This is a genomic window from Vibrio sp. R10-SG3-ISO10 (assembly GCF_059834185.1).
On the sequence record NZ_JCBDHG010000021.1, the window covers coordinates 1 to 14774 of the forward strand.

The 14774-nt window shown below is 44.9% G+C and carries 12 protein-coding genes; 3 read left to right on the forward strand and 9 right to left on the reverse strand.

Features of this window, described 5'->3' with window-relative positions; all coding sequences use genetic code 11:
- Positions 1-134 precede the first annotated feature (134 nt).
- On the forward strand, positions 135-4136 hold the full coding sequence (locus tag AC6R16_RS13220; RefSeq protein ID WP_500674663.1) for a cadherin-like domain-containing protein: 4002 nt from the start codon (positions 135-137) through the stop codon (positions 4134-4136).
- A 101-nt stretch (positions 4137-4237) separates the two neighbouring features.
- Here AC6R16_RS13220 and AC6R16_RS13225 read toward each other — a convergent pair whose 3' ends face one another.
- Together AC6R16_RS13225 and AC6R16_RS13230 are read right to left on the reverse strand one after the other, a co-directional pair.
- Positions 4238-5431, reverse strand: coding sequence for a class I SAM-dependent methyltransferase (locus AC6R16_RS13225; protein ID WP_500674664.1), 1194 nt, complete (start codon positions 5429-5431; stop codon positions 4238-4240).
- 96 nt (positions 5432-5527) lie between these two features.
- A complete protein-coding gene (locus AC6R16_RS13230) occupies positions 5528-6931 on the reverse strand; it encodes a methyl-accepting chemotaxis protein (RefSeq protein WP_500674665.1) in 1404 nt (467 codons plus the stop codon).
- Positions 6932-7026: 95 nt separating this feature from the next.
- Between AC6R16_RS13230 and yccX the strand changes: the two genes are divergently transcribed.
- Positions 7027-7299, forward strand: a complete 273-nt coding sequence (gene yccX, locus AC6R16_RS13235; protein WP_500674666.1) for an acylphosphatase — start codon at positions 7027-7029, stop codon at positions 7297-7299.
- 23 nt (positions 7300-7322) lie between these two features.
- On the opposite strand, the gene AC6R16_RS13240 is transcribed toward yccX, so the two are convergent.
- The 6 genes from AC6R16_RS13240 to AC6R16_RS13265 form a co-directional block, all read right to left on the reverse strand.
- Positions 7323-7652: a TusE/DsrC/DsvC family sulfur relay protein gene (locus tag AC6R16_RS13240; protein WP_239854339.1), complete on the reverse strand. Its 330-nt coding sequence runs from the start codon at positions 7650-7652 to the stop codon at positions 7323-7325.
- A gap of 130 nt (positions 7653-7782) precedes the next feature.
- Positions 7783-8445, reverse strand: coding sequence for a Bax inhibitor-1/YccA family protein (locus AC6R16_RS13245; protein WP_004743393.1), 663 nt, complete (start codon positions 8443-8445; stop codon positions 7783-7785).
- A 191-nt stretch (positions 8446-8636) separates the two neighbouring features.
- The gene (locus tag AC6R16_RS13250) at positions 8637-9386 is read right to left on the reverse strand and encodes an amino acid ABC transporter ATP-binding protein (RefSeq protein ID WP_004749473.1); all 750 of its coding nucleotides are present in this window, start codon (positions 9384-9386) and stop codon (positions 8637-8639) included.
- Between the two features lie 22 nt (positions 9387-9408).
- On the reverse strand, positions 9409-10506 hold the full coding sequence (locus AC6R16_RS13255) for an amino acid ABC transporter permease (RefSeq protein WP_239856153.1): 1098 nt from the start codon (positions 10504-10506) through the stop codon (positions 9409-9411).
- Between the two features lies 1 nt (position 10507).
- Positions 10508-11710, reverse strand: a complete 1203-nt coding sequence (locus tag AC6R16_RS13260; RefSeq protein WP_500674667.1) for an amino acid ABC transporter permease — start codon at positions 11708-11710, stop codon at positions 10508-10510.
- Positions 11711-11795: 85 nt separating this feature from the next.
- Positions 11796-12824, reverse strand: coding sequence for an amino acid ABC transporter substrate-binding protein (locus AC6R16_RS13265; protein ID WP_239856151.1), 1029 nt, complete (start codon positions 12822-12824; stop codon positions 11796-11798).
- Between the two features lie 461 nt (positions 12825-13285).
- Here AC6R16_RS13265 and AC6R16_RS13270 point away from each other — a divergent pair, with 461 nt between their 5' ends.
- Complete coding sequence (locus AC6R16_RS13270; RefSeq protein WP_500674668.1) at positions 13286-14224, forward strand: precorrin-2 dehydrogenase/sirohydrochlorin ferrochelatase family protein; 939 nt, start codon at positions 13286-13288, stop codon at positions 14222-14224.
- 52 nt (positions 14225-14276) lie between these two features.
- On the opposite strand, the gene AC6R16_RS13275 is transcribed toward AC6R16_RS13270, so the two are convergent.
- Complete coding sequence (locus AC6R16_RS13275) at positions 14277-14762, reverse strand: YajQ family cyclic di-GMP-binding protein (RefSeq protein WP_004744051.1); 486 nt, start codon at positions 14760-14762, stop codon at positions 14277-14279.
- Positions 14763-14774: the final 12 nt, after the last annotated feature.

Consider the following 14774-nt stretch of genomic DNA (forward strand, 5'->3'; position numbering starts at 1 on the left):
ACGATGCGCCGCAGGTCAATGGTCAAACCCCAATCACAACCAAGGAAGACACAGCAGTATCCCTGGACTGGACCTCATTCGGCATCACAGACCCAGATTCCCCGGACTCAGCTCTGGGCATCGAAATCACAGACTTGCCGGATGACGGCAAGCTTGAATACCTTGACGACGATGGTGAGTGGAAACAAGTAACAGTTGGGCAGACTTTGGATAAGTCGCAGTTCGATTCTGATGAGGTTCGCTTTACTCCTGACGAACACGAGTCAGGTTATGATGGCCATTCGACTTCAGGTGTCGGCGATCAGAAGCAGGATTATGCAGAAATTGGTTTCAAACCAACTGACGGTATAAACACGGGTGAAGAGGCGACGATAGCGATTAATGTAACGCCTGTGGCTGATACCCCGGTGATATATACTTCTGTAAGCGCAATCCAGATGCCTTCCCAGGACTTCAATGTATCGACCTGGACAGGTGTTGAGCTTGGCTCTCATGGTAATGGCGTAAATGCGAATACCCTGATAGCGGCCATCGACTCCCTTAATACTGATGATGCTGCATCGTCAACTACAAGTAACGTGCAGGATACGGCTAGTAACGCCACACCAGAAGATAACGCAGTTCTTGTTACAGGCTTGGTTTATCTGGAAGCAGGTAAGACTTATGACTTTGTTGGACGCGGCGACGACAGCCTGGCTATTAAAGTTGGTGGTGACCTGGTCGACCAGGCCCGCTGGGGAGTGGATGCGGGCCATGTTCCAAGTGGTAATCCGTTTACACCGCCAGTGTCTGGTTTCTATCCGATTGAAATCTATCACCACAACCAAAGCGGACCAGGCAATTTTGATGTCAATGTGTCCGTTGACGGCGCAGCACCGGTAGATTTAAGCAACAGTAATTTTGGTATTGTAAGTGATGAAAGCCAGTTAGACAGCAGTGGAGTACGTACCTCAGAGCTTCAGGAGGTCGATGGCTCGCATGTTTATGAAGCCTACGAGACAAATGAAGGTCAGCAGGACACATGGATACCACTGACACGGGTAACAGTTGCACTGCAGGATACTGATGGTTCAGAAAGTCTGTCAGTCAGCATCAGTGGCTTGCCAGCAGGAGCTAAGTTTACAGATGGTAAGCAGGAGCTTGTTTCTGATGGTGCGTCCAGTGAGTTTGATGTGACTGGCTGGGATCTGGATAACATTTTTGTATTGCCACCATCTGGCAGCAGTGACGATTTCTCAATTTATATTGATGCTACTTCATCCGAGAAAGACTCAACCAGTAAAGCATATAACTCAACTAAGATTGACGTAACGGTACATGAGAATGCGCCTACGATAGCTGATAACGACCAGGTTACAGTAAATGAAGATACGACGGTAACCGGTAATGTTCTTGATAATGACTCTGACGCTGACAATGTACTTTCTGTCGCATCAATTGAAGTTAATAACCAGAGCTACAATCCAGGTGATATCGTCCAGCTGGCAGAAGGTAAGCTTGTTGTTAACAGTGATGGCAGTTATGAGTTTGAACCGGTTGAGAACTGGTCCGGAACTTTACCGTCGGTCCACTACACTACCAATACTGGCGCGAATGCTACTCTTGCTATCAATGTAACACCGGTCGCAGATGCTCCTTCCGTCTCTGTTTCGGTTGGAGAGTTGCAGCAGGTGCAGGCTATACCAGGCTTTAAAACCACGCCTGACGGTATACGTCAGCAAGTCCAGAATGGAAACACATCATTTGCAGGTACAGATCACCAGCATGTTGATCAGGCCCCGGCATTCAATAATGGTCAAGCCGGCAATGACCTGATGATTGCACCGGACGACGCTACGCAGCAGAATTTTGTTGGTGATACTCAGGCTGCAAATGCCCAGCAGCATGGCAGCGACACGTTTGTTGGCACCCGGTATAACGATTCTTTCTATGGAGGAACAGGATCTTTAGATAGTGAAACGGCCATTGACAGCGTTATCTATCAGGGCAAGCTCTCTGAATATACGCTCGATTTCCGTGGTCTGGAGCATACAGACAAGCCTTATTGGTTAGTAAAAGACTCCTTAGAACGTGATACTTCCAGCGATAACTCTCCACTAACGGACGATGGCGACCATCTCTATGGCATCGAGCGTCTGATATTTGAGGATGCGATTGTCGAGATCAATAACGACAATGGTACTTATACGGTACTTCATGACCGGATATTGCCAGTCGATATTGATGTTGCACTGGTTGATACTGACGGCAGTGAAACGCTGGCAGAGACGGTTGATATCAATGGAATTCCTTCCGGAGTCGAGTTGTATGTCGGTGGTCAACTTGTCAACGCCAACGGTGATGGTACTTACACAGTGGCGCTGCCTGCTTCAGGTCATATCGATGCCGAAATCAAGGTACCTTATACCTATTCCGGTGATCTTGACTTCAAACTGGGTGTCTCTGCTACATCAACAGAGAGCGGCAACAACGATGCAGCTGTCGGAAGCGAAACCATTGACGTGAGCATGAGAGAGTACGTGTTGAACACTGGCTCTCATGGCGATGACAACATAACCGGAACTGAAGATAACGACCTGATCGTCGGTGATGTGCAGGGTATCCAGATTGTAGCCGGTCAGGACTATAACATCGCGTTCCTGCTCGATACCTCTGGCAGTATGGGCAATGATGTGAAAACTGCTAAGAGCGAGTTGCTGACAGTATTTGATTCCATATTGGCAAGTACACAGGGCGACCACTCAGGTAAGGTTAACGTTCTGATTGCTGACTTCTCCAGCAATAGCAACACATCGGTGTCGATTGATTTGACCAGTGATGATCCAAGGGGAGATTTTGTTGCAGCTCTGGGACAGATCCCTGATAAAGGTGATGGTGGAACAAACTATGAAGCAGCGTTCAAGTCAGCCGTCGATTGGTTTGCTGGTCAGCAAAGTGGTAATAACCTGACTTACTTTATTTCTGATGGTGAGCCGACCAGTTATACCAACAGCAGTCTGTATCAGAGTCAGTTTGATCAGATCCTTCTGGATTATGATGCGAATACGAAGGAGCTGATTACTCTAGCTGATGTATTGCCAGATAATTACACCAGCGGCGTTGTTATGTATAAAGGCCAGGAGCTGATTAATAGCCAGGGCAAGCTCTATTCACCTTTGACAGGAAGCAGAATTGGTGAAATGAGCGTCAATGGATACTCGTTTGATTACTATGACCGCGGTGGGGTAAACAATCAGGGTAAACATATGTTTGAGTTGCTTGCTATGCTGTCAGCGGTTCAGGCAATCGGTCTTGGCCACTATCTCGATGAATCAGTTCTGGATGACTATGATTCCGACGGAATTGTAGATACTGCCATTGATGTTACGGAGCTTGCGAACGTTATCCTGGGACAGGAAATAGATCTGTTGCAGGGTGGTGACACGATTGATGGACTGGCGGGCGATGACATTGTGCTCGGAGATATGGTGCAGTTTGACGGTATCTCCGGTCAGGGTATTCCGGCTATTCAGAAGTATGTTGCACAACAGACAGGAGAAGAGACTTCTTCGGTTACCGCAAGGGATATTCATGACTATATCTCTCAGAATACTGCTGAGTTTGACGTATCCAGAACGGACGATAAAGCAGATACCCTGATAGGTGGAAAAGGAAATGACATTCTGTTCGGTCAGGGCGGAGACGATACCCTGGATGGTGGCATAGGTGACGACTTCCTGCTAGGTGGTGCAGGTAATGACACCCTGACTGGTGGTTTAGGTGATGACATCCTAACGGGTGGTTTAGGTGATGACATCCTAACGGGTGGAGAAGATGCCGATATCTTCAAGTGGGTAGATATGGCAACTGAGCACGATCGTGTCACTGATTTTGATAAAGATCAGGGAGATAAGCTTGATTTATCTGACCTGTTTGAAGATGTATCAAAAGCAGATATTTCAGAGCTACTGACAGAGCTGAAAACGACGAATGAAGGAGAGGCTTCAACGGTTAAGGTATCTGTTAGTGAGGAAAGTGGTTCGTCAACGATGACAATAGAGAAGGGTAGCAATACGTTAACTATTGATTTTGATGGGGCGTCCGCGACTGATATCACGAATAGTCTGGTCGATAGCTTAGAACATTTAAAGCACTAAAATAAAAACAGCCGGAGTCAGAAATGACTCCGGCTGTTTTTTCACGTCTGTAGAAAAGCCACCTTACATAGGTGGCTTTGCTTTTTGGTGAGCTTGCTTCTCTACAACACCTTACAAGCAAAGCCTTTCAGGTAGAATCCTTCAGGGTAAGCACTGTCAGTAGGGTGGTCTGCTGCTTGTTCAAAGCGTTCTACAAACTTCACCTGACGGCCAGAATCAACCGCAGCGTCTGCAATCACTTTCTGGAACAACTCGCCGCTCATTAATCCTGAGCAAGAGTAAGTGAGTAGGGTTCCACCAGGCTTTAGAATTTGCATAGCTAACATGTTGATATCTTTGTATCCGTTAGCACCTGACGTTAAGTTGTTTTTGCTTGAAACAAACTTAGGTGGATCCATGATAACCACGTCAAACTTAGTGCCCTGATCGCGATATTCACGCAGCAACTTGAACACATCAGCATTTAGGAAGACAGCACGCTTTTTCGAAATATCGAACTCATTTAGCTCAGCATTGTACTTCGCTGTATCAAGCGCTGGCTGAGATACGTCAGCATTGATAACGCGCTTAGCGCCACCTTTCAAAGAGTAAAGGCCAAAGCCACCTGTGTAGGAGAAGCAGTTCAGAACTTCCTTATCTTCTACATACTTCATTGCTTGTTGGCGGCTATCTCTTTGGTCAAGGTAGAAGCCTGTTTTGTGTCCGCCAACGATATCGACACTGATTTTTACGCCGTTTTCCTCGATAACCACAGATTTAGGTGGTTCTTGTCCGTGAAGGACGCCAACAGTCTCTTCAAGGCCCTCTTTTTTACGAACGGCAACATCAGAACGTTCGTAAACGTTACAGTCGGGGAAACATTCGATTAATGCATCCACAAGTGTTTGTTTGTGGAACTCAGCGCCGGCACTGAGCAACTGACACACTAAGTAGTCTTGGTACTTATCAATCGTGATACCAGGAAGGCCATCTGACTCTGCAGCAATCAAGCGGTAGCCAGTGAGTCCATCGCGCTCAATGATATCTTCACGTAACAATTGAGCGTCTTGAATACGCTTAACAAAAAAGCCCTTGTCGATTGATTCTTTTTCGAAGCTCCAAACACGTGCACGGATTTGAGAGTTCGGTGAGTAAGCAGCCTTTGCTAACCATTTACCATCGTGAGCGAAGACGTCAACAGTTTCCCCTAATTTCGGCTCGCCTTCGACTTTGTGTATTCCACGAGAGAACACCCATGGGTGCTTACGGCGAAGGGATTTGTCTCGTCCTTTGACTAGATAAATAGCTGGAGTCATTGGGTTACTCGATAGGTTGTTTTTAAAGGAGGGGTATTTTCTAGGATGTGTATGGGAATTGCAAATAAAAGAGCCGCCTAGTGGCGGCTCTTATTGTTACGCTTTTAGACCCGTAAGTAAGGCTTCCATTTGATCGCTTTGATTTCGCAGTTGAGCGATATTGGAGTTGGTCGCATTGATCATGCTACACACGCTGTCAGATTGGACGCGTATCTCTTCAACACTTGCCGCGATATTGTCAGCTACGACACCTTGCTCCTCGGCCGCAGTTGCAATCTGAATACTGCTGTCTGAGATTGATTGGTTTTTCTCAGCAAGCGCACCAATTTCAACGTCAACCTCTGACATACGCTGCTGGCCTTCAGAGGCGTTAACAACCGTTGTTTCCATCAACTGAGTCAAAGACTGGCTATTGCGTTGTAGTGCTTCAATCATAGTTTGAATCTCTACTGTTGCTTGCTGAGTGCGACCCGCTAAGGCTCGAACTTCATCGGCAACCACCGCAAAACCGCGGCCTTGTTCACCAGCACGCGCAGCCTCGATAGCGGCGTTAAGTGCGAGTAGGTTGGTTTGTTCGGAGATACCGTTGATCGTCGTGACCACTTCATCAATTTGTGCGGCGTTTGCATCAAGTTCGGCCACTGCTTCAGAGGCTGATTGGACTTCTTGAGAAAGTTTAGAGATTGAGCTGAGTGTATGTCCGACTTTAGATTGCCCTTGTGTTGCTACGCTACGGGCATCTTCAGTCTGGGTACTTGATTCATGAGCGAGGTTCGCGACTTCTCTTATTGTTGAAGCCATTTGCTCTGTTGCACTGGCTAACGAGTTTAGGTGTTCTTGCTGGCTGCTAGAAACTTCGGCACTCTGTAGATTCGATTGGTTTAAGTCAGAGCTAATCTGCTGCATCAACGCGATAGACTCTTGAATAGAAATCACCATGTTTTGCTCTCGCTCAGCCACCTTGTCTATGGTAATAGCTATTTCACTGAACTCATCGCGTACTTTAAAGAAGTTCATCCTACTGGTGAGGTCACCATCGGCTAAAGTGTTAAGCGCTTTATTCATGGTAAACATTGCACCGCCAATAAAGGTCATGATGTAGTAAACACCAAGTGCGATAAGCGACAATGTTACTAAGATAATGACCATGTGGGTGGTAGACATTGCTGACCACAAGTTTTGTTCGTGAATGGCGGCTAGACTAAACGCTCCGTTATTGACGCTTACAGCCCCTTCGCCAGTCCCAAATTGGATGGTGTTTGAATTATTGATGATGTTTGCGACCTGCTCTTGAGAGAGGTTTCCTGCTTCAGTCAGATTGCGCATTAGAATCAGTTCATCTTGATAAAGGTGATGAAGCATCCGATCTGCACTGTTATCGAGTACTAGAGTTAAAATAATTAAAGCGATAACTGGAAGTAAGAAGAGTAAGTAGAACTTCTCCTGAATTTTTAAATGAATGAGATATTTATCAATCCAACGAAATGGTATTTCTTTCATAATTATTATGTCCAATGAAGAGACCCATATATCCATTATGGGTAAGAATAGTACGCGCTTAATATATCATTGACTCAATAGTAGAGGTATACGGAATGGAGCAAAGTTGTGAGAGGTTCACAGTATCGGGGTTAGTTCAAGGAGTGGGATTCCGCTACCATACGTCATATCAAGGTCTTAAGCTTGTAGCGACAGGCTATGCTAAAAATCTGGACAATGGGGATGTTGAAGTGGTGGTCTGTGGCAGTCATTCGCAAATAGAAGCGATGGCCAAATGGTTAGAACACGGACCTAGGAGTGCGAGAGTTGATAGCTTGATTCGGGAATCTATCGCCTACAAACCGTTTAAAGGATTTAAAATCCTGTAGTTATTACTACAGGATTTTTATCGCTACAAACATTTAGCGGGTTTTGGTAGTCCAGCGAGTTTTGTCGCTTGTTTAGCTGGTCCTTGTTTAAATAGTTTAAACAGATACTTACTGTTCCCTTTTTCTGGACCGTGGGCTTTTTCCATCGCTTTAACGAGCATGCGAACCGCAGGAGAAGTATTGAACTCTTCGTAAAAATCGCGAACAAAATGAACCACTTCTAAATGTGCTTCTGTTAACTCGATACCTTCTTGTTCTGCCAGTATTGAAATCATACCTTCTTCCCAGTCGGTATGATTTAACAAGTAGCCTTGTGCGTCAGTTTCGATTTGTTTGCCGTTGTACTCAAACATTTTACGATCCTAATTTTTATGATATTCAATAGGGTAGCGCAGCATACCTTGATTGGACAAGATAGCAACTAAGAAAAAGCCCGAAAGGGAAACCTTTCGGGCTTTGTACTACCTTTACAACAATGACGTATTAGTCGTTGTTCATAATGCCTAGAATTTGAAGCAGGCTAATGAAGATGTTGTAGATTGATACGTATAGAGTTACTGTCGCAGAGATGTAGTTAGTTTCACCACCACGAACAATGCTTTGAGTTGTCATAAGAATTGCCATTGTAGAGAAAACAATGAACAAGCTGCTTAGTGCTAGGTGAAGTACTGTCGATTGGATGAAGATACTTGCGATCATACCAACAATCAGAACAACAAACAGAGACAGCATCAGGCCACCCATCATAGATAGGTCACGCTTTGTTGTTAGTGCGTAAGCAGAAGCTGCTAAAAATGAAAGTGCAGTACCACCTAGTGCAGTAACGATAAGATCGCCCATACCTGCGCCAACGTAGGCGTTAAGGATTGGACCTAGCGTGTAACCCATGAAGCCTGTTAATAGGAATGTGAATACAAGGCCCATTCCATTGTTACGGTTCTTCTCAGTTAAGAATAGTAAGCCGTAAAAGCCTACCAGTGTGATAATTAGGCCAGGGTGAGGAAGGTTCATCACCATAGCAACACCAGCAACGACTGCAGACCAAAGCAGCGTCATTGAAAGTAGTGCATAAGTGTTACGCAATACCTTGTTGGTTTGTAGAGCACTTTCTTGGCTTGAAGTGCGTGTAAACATAGGACTGTTCATAATCTTCCTCGTGAGGTTTTATGTTTATATCTACATTTATGAGGTTGAATGAGCAAAAGATCAAGCCCCAATTGGTGTAGTAGTAGATAAAATAATAATAGAAATAAAAACTTATGTATTTTGAAAGATGTAACACAATATAACAACTAAAAAGGGGCGACCTAAGTCACCCCTTTTACGTAGATCACGGATTAGTGGTGCAGAATTTGTGCTAAGAAGTTTTGCGTACGATCTGATTGAGGGTTCTCGAAGAAATCGACTGGGTTGTTTTCTTCAATAATCTCTCCCGCATCCATAAAGATAACGCGATCGGCGACTTCTTTGGCAAAGCCCATTTCGTGTGTTACACACAGCATGGTCATCCCTTCTTCCGCCAGTTCTACCATTACATCCAGCACTTCGCGTACCATTTCAGGATCGAGTGCAGAAGTAGGTTCGTCGAACAGCATCACTTGTGGATTCATACATAATGAGCGGGCAATCGCCACACGTTGTTGCTGACCACCAGAAAGCTGACCAGGATATTTGTCTGCCTGCTCAGGAATCTTAACACGCTCCAAATATTTCATCGCAATCGCTTCTGCTTCATCTTTTGGCATCTTCTTCACCCAGATTGGTGCCAGAGTGCAGTTCTCTAGCACGGTTAGGTGAGGGAAGAGGTTAAAGTGCTGGAAACACATGCCCACTTCACGGCGAACGGCTTCAATATTTTTAAGATCGTCTGTTAACTCGTTACCAGAAACGATGATCTGACCTTTCTGGTGCTCTTCCAAGCGGTTGATGCATCGAATCATCGTAGATTTACCCGAACCTGAAGGGCCACAGATAACGATTTTTTCGCCTTTCTTCACATCTAGGTTGATGTTCTTTAGTACGTGAAACTCGCCGTACCACTTATTCATATCCTTTAACTGGATCATGTAATCTTGTTGTTGCGTCATAATACGTCCTTGAGCTTTCTGATTATCGTTTGTGACCGGTATGAAGTTTGTTCTCTAGCCAGATCGAATATCTCGACATGCCAAAACAAAATACCCAGAACACTAACGCGACAAATACATAACTTTCGGTAGCAAATCCTAACCACTCAGGGTCAGTGTTTGCTGCTTGGCCGATACCGAGTACGTCAAACATACCAATAATAAGTACAAGACTGGTATCTTTAAATAGGCCAATGAATGTGTTTACGATTGAAGGAATGGTAATCTTAAGCGCCTGAGGCAAAATGATTAATCCCATTTTCTTCCAGTAGGTGAGCCCTAGAGCGTCAGCCGCTTCATATTGACCCTTAGGAATGGCTTGCAAGCCACCACGAACCACCTCTGCCATGTAGGCCGCACTGAACATAACCACACCAATAAGAGCGCGGATCAGTTTGTCTGTCTCCGAACCTTCAGCAAGGAACAGTGGCAACATGACTGACGCCATGAAGAGTACAGTGATCAGTGGAACTCCGCGCCATACTTCAATGTAAACGGTACAGATACTGCGGATGATAGGCATATCTGATCGACGACCCAATGCCAAAGCGACACCGATAGGAAGCGAAACAACAATACCCACTAGAGCGATGATGAGCGTAACAAGCAAGCCACCCCATTTATGGGTTTCGACTACTTCAAGTCCAAATACGCCACCATACAGCAATGCAGCAATAATAAACGGGTAGATGTTGACAAAGAACAGCCAAATCCAAAGACGTTTTGGTGTCTTTTCATACGCTAACAGTACCGTAAAGATCGCTAGAGTAATGTAAAACAGACGCGGACGCCATAGCTCTTCCTGAGGGTAGAATCCGTACATGAACTGCTCCCAGCGTACGCTGATAAACACCCAACAGGCTCCGTCACGACTACATGCGTCACGCGTTGTGCCTACCCAGTCAGCTTTCAGAAATGCCCAATCGACAATGTTCCAAAGCAGCATGAACGATAAGTAAGCAAGAACAATGGTAACAATTGAATTTACCGGACCATTAAACAGGTTTTTTCTAAGCCAACCGACAGCACCAACTGTATTTGCTGGAGGTGGCAGGTCTGGCTGAAATTGATGTACTTTCATGCTATCTCTCCACCAAAGCAACTTTACGGTTGTAGATGTTCATCAATGCAGAGGTTAACAAACTCAACGTGAGGTAGACGCCCATTGTCATTGCAATAATCTCTATTGCCTGACCGGTCTGATTGAGTGTTGTACCTGCAAACACGGACACCAAATCTGGGTAACCAATTGCCATCGCAAGAGATGAGTTCTTGGTTAAGTTCAGATATTGGCTAGTCAGTGGAGGAATAATGATTCTTAGCGCTTGAGGAATAACGACAAGCTTTAAAGTGCGAGAACGAGGTAGACCAAGCGACATTGCAGCTTCAGTTTGGCCATGGCTTACTGCGTTGATACCTGAGCGCACTATCTCTGCGATAAATGACGCTGTGTAGATACTTAAAGCCAGTAAAAGTGCTGCAAGTTCCGGAATAATGCTCACACCACCACGGAAGTTAAAGCCTTTTAGCTCTGGATATTCCGCCGTAATTGGTGAACCCATTAAGAAGTAAACCACAACAGGTAAACCAACACATAACCCTAGGGCGATTCTACCCATTGGCGTTTGCTGACCTGTTAGGCGTTGCTTATTGTTCGCCCATATATTGATAAATACCGATGCAATAACACCGAGAATCAGCGCACCGATTACAACTGATGATCCTGCTTCGAAGACTGGAGCTGGGAAGTACAGACCTCGTACGTTGAGGAATATCGCTTCACCTAGGCTCAAACTTTGTCTTGCAGAAGGTAGGGCTTGAAGTACGGCAAAGTACCAAAAGAATATTTGCAGTAACAGAGGAACGTTTCGGAATATCTCAATGTAAACCGCTGCAAATCGGCTAACCAACCAGTTAGATGATAGGCGCGCAATACCCATAATAAAACCGATGATAGTCGCCAAGATGATACCGAAAAACGATACTAAGGCGGTGTTAAGTAGGCCGATTACGAACGTTCGACCGTAAGAATAGGTTTCATCGTATTCAATCAGCGTCAGGCCAATCCCAAAGCCAGCTTCTTGATCGAGGAAGTCAAAACCCGTGGCGATACCGCGAGCTTCTAAGTTGGTAAGTGCATTATTGACAATTGTGTAAAAGAAAAAGACAAGCGCTGCTATCGCAATAATCTGGAAAACAACTGCTCGAAAGGTGGGATTGTAAATAAGGCTAGCGTTTGAACTCGGTCCGTTATCCGAATTCGCCGCAACATTAGTAGGTTTCATACAGCTATAACCTCAAATCCATTTTTATAAAAAGGGCGGCCAAAACCGCCCAATTTTTTGTTTAGTAACTAGCTAATAATAGTTATTAACGGATTGGTGGAGCGTACATGAAGCCGCCAGCGTTCCATAGAGCGTTCACACCACGTGAAATTTTCAGTGGAGAACCTTCACCAACAGTACGCTCGAAGCTTTCACCGTAGTTACCCACTTGTTTGATAACTTGGTAACCCCAGTCGTCACGGATACCTAAACCTTTACCTTTAGGGCCATCAACACCTAAGATACGCTTGATGTTTGGATCTTTTGACTTCAGCATTTCATCCGCATTTTTAGATGTGATGCCGTACTCTTCTGCGTTAACCATCGCCGCCAGTGTCCATTTAGCGATGTTGAACCATTGGTCATCACCTTGACGAACAACTGGGCCAAGAGGCTCTTTAGAGATGATCTCAGGAAGTACTTGAGCTGAAGATGGGTCTTGTAGGTTCAAGCGAAGTGCATATAGACCAGATTGGTCAGTGGTTAGTACGTCACAACGACCTGCATCGAAACCTTTAGATGTTTGAGCTGCTGTATCGAATACAACTGGTTTGTACGACATACCGTTGTTACGGAAGTAGTCAGCTAGGTTAAGTTCTGTTGTGGTACCGGATTGAACACATACTGAAGCGCCGTCTAGCTCTTTAGCACTTGTAAGGCCAAGATCTTTCTTAACCATAAAGCCTTGACCATCGTAGTAGTTTACGCCGACGAAGTTTAGACCAAGGGCCGTATCACGGTGCAATGTCCAAGTTGTGTTACGAGAAAGAACGTCGATTTCACCAGATTGTAGGGCAGTGAAGCGCTCTTTAGCTGTTAGAGGAACGTATTTTACTTTTGTTTTATCGCCTAATACTGCAGCTGCAAGACCTTGACAGTATTCTACGTCGATACCTTCCCATTCACCTTTCGAGTTCGGGTTAGAGAAACCTGGCAAGCCAGTACTTACACCACAAGTTAGGAAACCTTGTTTAGTTACTTTATCCAGCGTGCTATCTGCCGCAGAAGCGCTTGTAGACATCAGTGCAGTAGATGCAGCTACAACTGAAGCAAGAAGTGTTAGTTTATGTGCCATTTGTATCCTTCCTGTATGATCCATGTTTGTTCAGGCTCATCCTGATTAAACGATTAAATAATGTTGTGTTTCATTAATTATTAGGTTGCTATCGCTCGTCTTCGAGTCGTAGTTAAATCAACCAGTTATAAGCGTAGGAAAGGATCTGTGATTTCTCAAATGTATAATTTAAAAAGATTTTTGATTGAACTCACAAACCCTGACAGACATTAGAATGGCAATATGTTGCTAAAATGTAAATAGTGCAACAGGTCACAAAACTGGTGCGACAGGATGGTGTAATAAATTTATCAATACAATTAGATTTGAAGTTTGAATGAATGTCTCAGTGTGGTTGATAAAACCAAAGAAAGTATAAAATTTGGTCATAAATTATGGACTTGATCGAAATCACATGAATCTAATGCCCCAATTTTGTTAGTATCGAGGGTAAAGACGTTTTCAGTTATTCAAGGAATGAAATGCAGTATTTTCCTCTATTTATAGATTTAAACCATAAACCTGTCTTGGTTGTTGGGGGCGGGGAAGTCGCGAGTAGAAAGGTTGATAGCCTGATCAGAGCGGGTGCGGATGTGACAATCGTCTCGCCGAAAATTGAAGACTATCTTGCTAATCTCGTTGCGAAAGAAGAGTGTCGTTGGGTCCAGGGATTTTATTCGGAAGAACTGCTCGAAAAGAAATTTGTGCAAGTATGGGCGACGACTGATAACCCAAGTTTGAATCATCAGGTGCATCATGATGCTAAACGTCAAGGCATTTTGGTCAATGTTGTAGACGATCAACCATATTGCGATTTTATCACGCCGTCTATTATCAACCGTGGTCGCATACAGCTAGCGATATCCAGTGGTGGAGCGGCTCCTGTTCTCATTCGTAATGTACGCGAGAAATTAGAAGCCGTTCTACCGCAAAACTTATCACTTCAAGCGGAGTTTGCCGCCTCTAAGCGTGCGGATATAAAGGAAAAGCTGCCAACTGTAGATGAGCGTCGTAAGTTTTGGGAGGCTTTCTTTGCACGTGCCGATGTAGACAAGGCGACGGCCAACTCAAGCCTAGAGCGTGCGTATCAAGCATTGTTGACTGAAGGGTTTGATCAAAAAGGTTCAATCACTTGGATTGAACATGGTGATGATGTTGAACTTCTCACATTGAAAGCTCTTAGGCTGATGCAGCAAGCGGAACTAGTCCTTTTCGACGGCAAATGCCCATTTGGCTTTATTGATCTGGTGCGCCGAGATGCGGAGCGAGTGGAATACTGCAATGATGCGGAGCTTGCTAAGCTGCTAGAGAAGGCGAGAGCGGAAGACCTACGTGTGGCAGTCTTCATCCCACCAAAATTGAGTGGAGTGACGTTCTTACAAGGTGGAGACTTGTTATTAAGGTTAGGCTCTGGGAAATAGAAATAAAAAACCGATACTCAGTATCGGTTTTTTCAGTTAGCACTTTTTCAGCTTAGTCGCGGAAGTTTTCGTACTGGAACGGCTGACCTAGCTCTGCTTCACGCATCAGCGCGATTACGGCTTGCAGGTCATCGCGTTTCTTGCCTGTTACACGTACTTTTTCGCCCTGAATCGAAGCTTGTACCTTCATCTTCTTATCTTTGATAAGTTTGACGATCTTTTTAGCAACAGGTGTTTCAATACCTTGCTTGAAGATGACAATCTGGTGCCAGTTCTTACCAGAGGCTTCTTCGCCTTTTGCTTCCATAGAGTTCGCATCGACACCGCGCTTAGCTAAGTGGCCACGTAGAATGTCGCGCATTTGCTTCAGTTGGAAGTCACCTTCAGCGTTCAATCGTACTGATTCATCTTTTTGCATTTCAAAAGATGCTTCTACACCACGAAAATCGAAACGAGTAGCAAGTTCGCGTGTTGCGTTGTCTACCGCGTTACGCAGTTCTACAGTGTCGACTTCAGAAACAATATCAAATGATGGCATGTTGGTTTCCTT

What these genes read in the sequence shown, in the direction of transcription:
- AC6R16_RS13225 (WP_500674664.1), bottom strand. Translation starts at nt 5,431, where the DNA reads ATGACTCCAGCTATTTATCTAGTCAAAGGACGAGACAAATCCCTTCGC.
- AC6R16_RS13230 (WP_500674665.1), bottom strand. Translation starts at nt 6,931, where the DNA reads ATGAAAGAAATACCATTTCGTTGGATTGATAAATATCTCATTCATTTA.
- yccX (WP_500674666.1), top strand. Translation starts at nt 7,027, where the DNA reads ATGGAGCAAAGTTGTGAGAGGTTCACAGTATCGGGGTTAGTTCAAGGA.
- AC6R16_RS13240 (WP_239854339.1), bottom strand. Translation starts at nt 7,652, where the DNA reads ATGTTTGAGTACAACGGCAAACAAATCGAAACTGACGCACAAGGCTAC.
- AC6R16_RS13245 (WP_004743393.1), bottom strand. Translation starts at nt 8,445, where the DNA reads ATGAACAGTCCTATGTTTACACGCACTTCAAGCCAAGAAAGTGCTCTA.
- AC6R16_RS13250 (WP_004749473.1), bottom strand. Translation starts at nt 9,386, where the DNA reads ATGACGCAACAACAAGATTACATGATCCAGTTAAAGGATATGAATAAG.
- AC6R16_RS13255 (WP_239856153.1), bottom strand. Translation starts at nt 10,506, where the DNA reads ATGAAAGTACATCAATTTCAGCCAGACCTGCCACCTCCAGCAAATACA.
- AC6R16_RS13260 (WP_500674667.1), bottom strand. Translation starts at nt 11,710, where the DNA reads ATGAAACCTACTAATGTTGCGGCGAATTCGGATAACGGACCGAGTTCA.
- AC6R16_RS13265 (WP_239856151.1), bottom strand. Translation starts at nt 12,824, where the DNA reads ATGGCACATAAACTAACACTTCTTGCTTCAGTTGTAGCTGCATCTACT.
- AC6R16_RS13270 (WP_500674668.1), top strand. Translation starts at nt 13,286, where the DNA reads ATGCAGTATTTTCCTCTATTTATAGATTTAAACCATAAACCTGTCTTG.
- AC6R16_RS13275 (WP_004744051.1), bottom strand. Translation starts at nt 14,762, where the DNA reads ATGCCATCATTTGATATTGTTTCTGAAGTCGACACTGTAGAACTGCGT.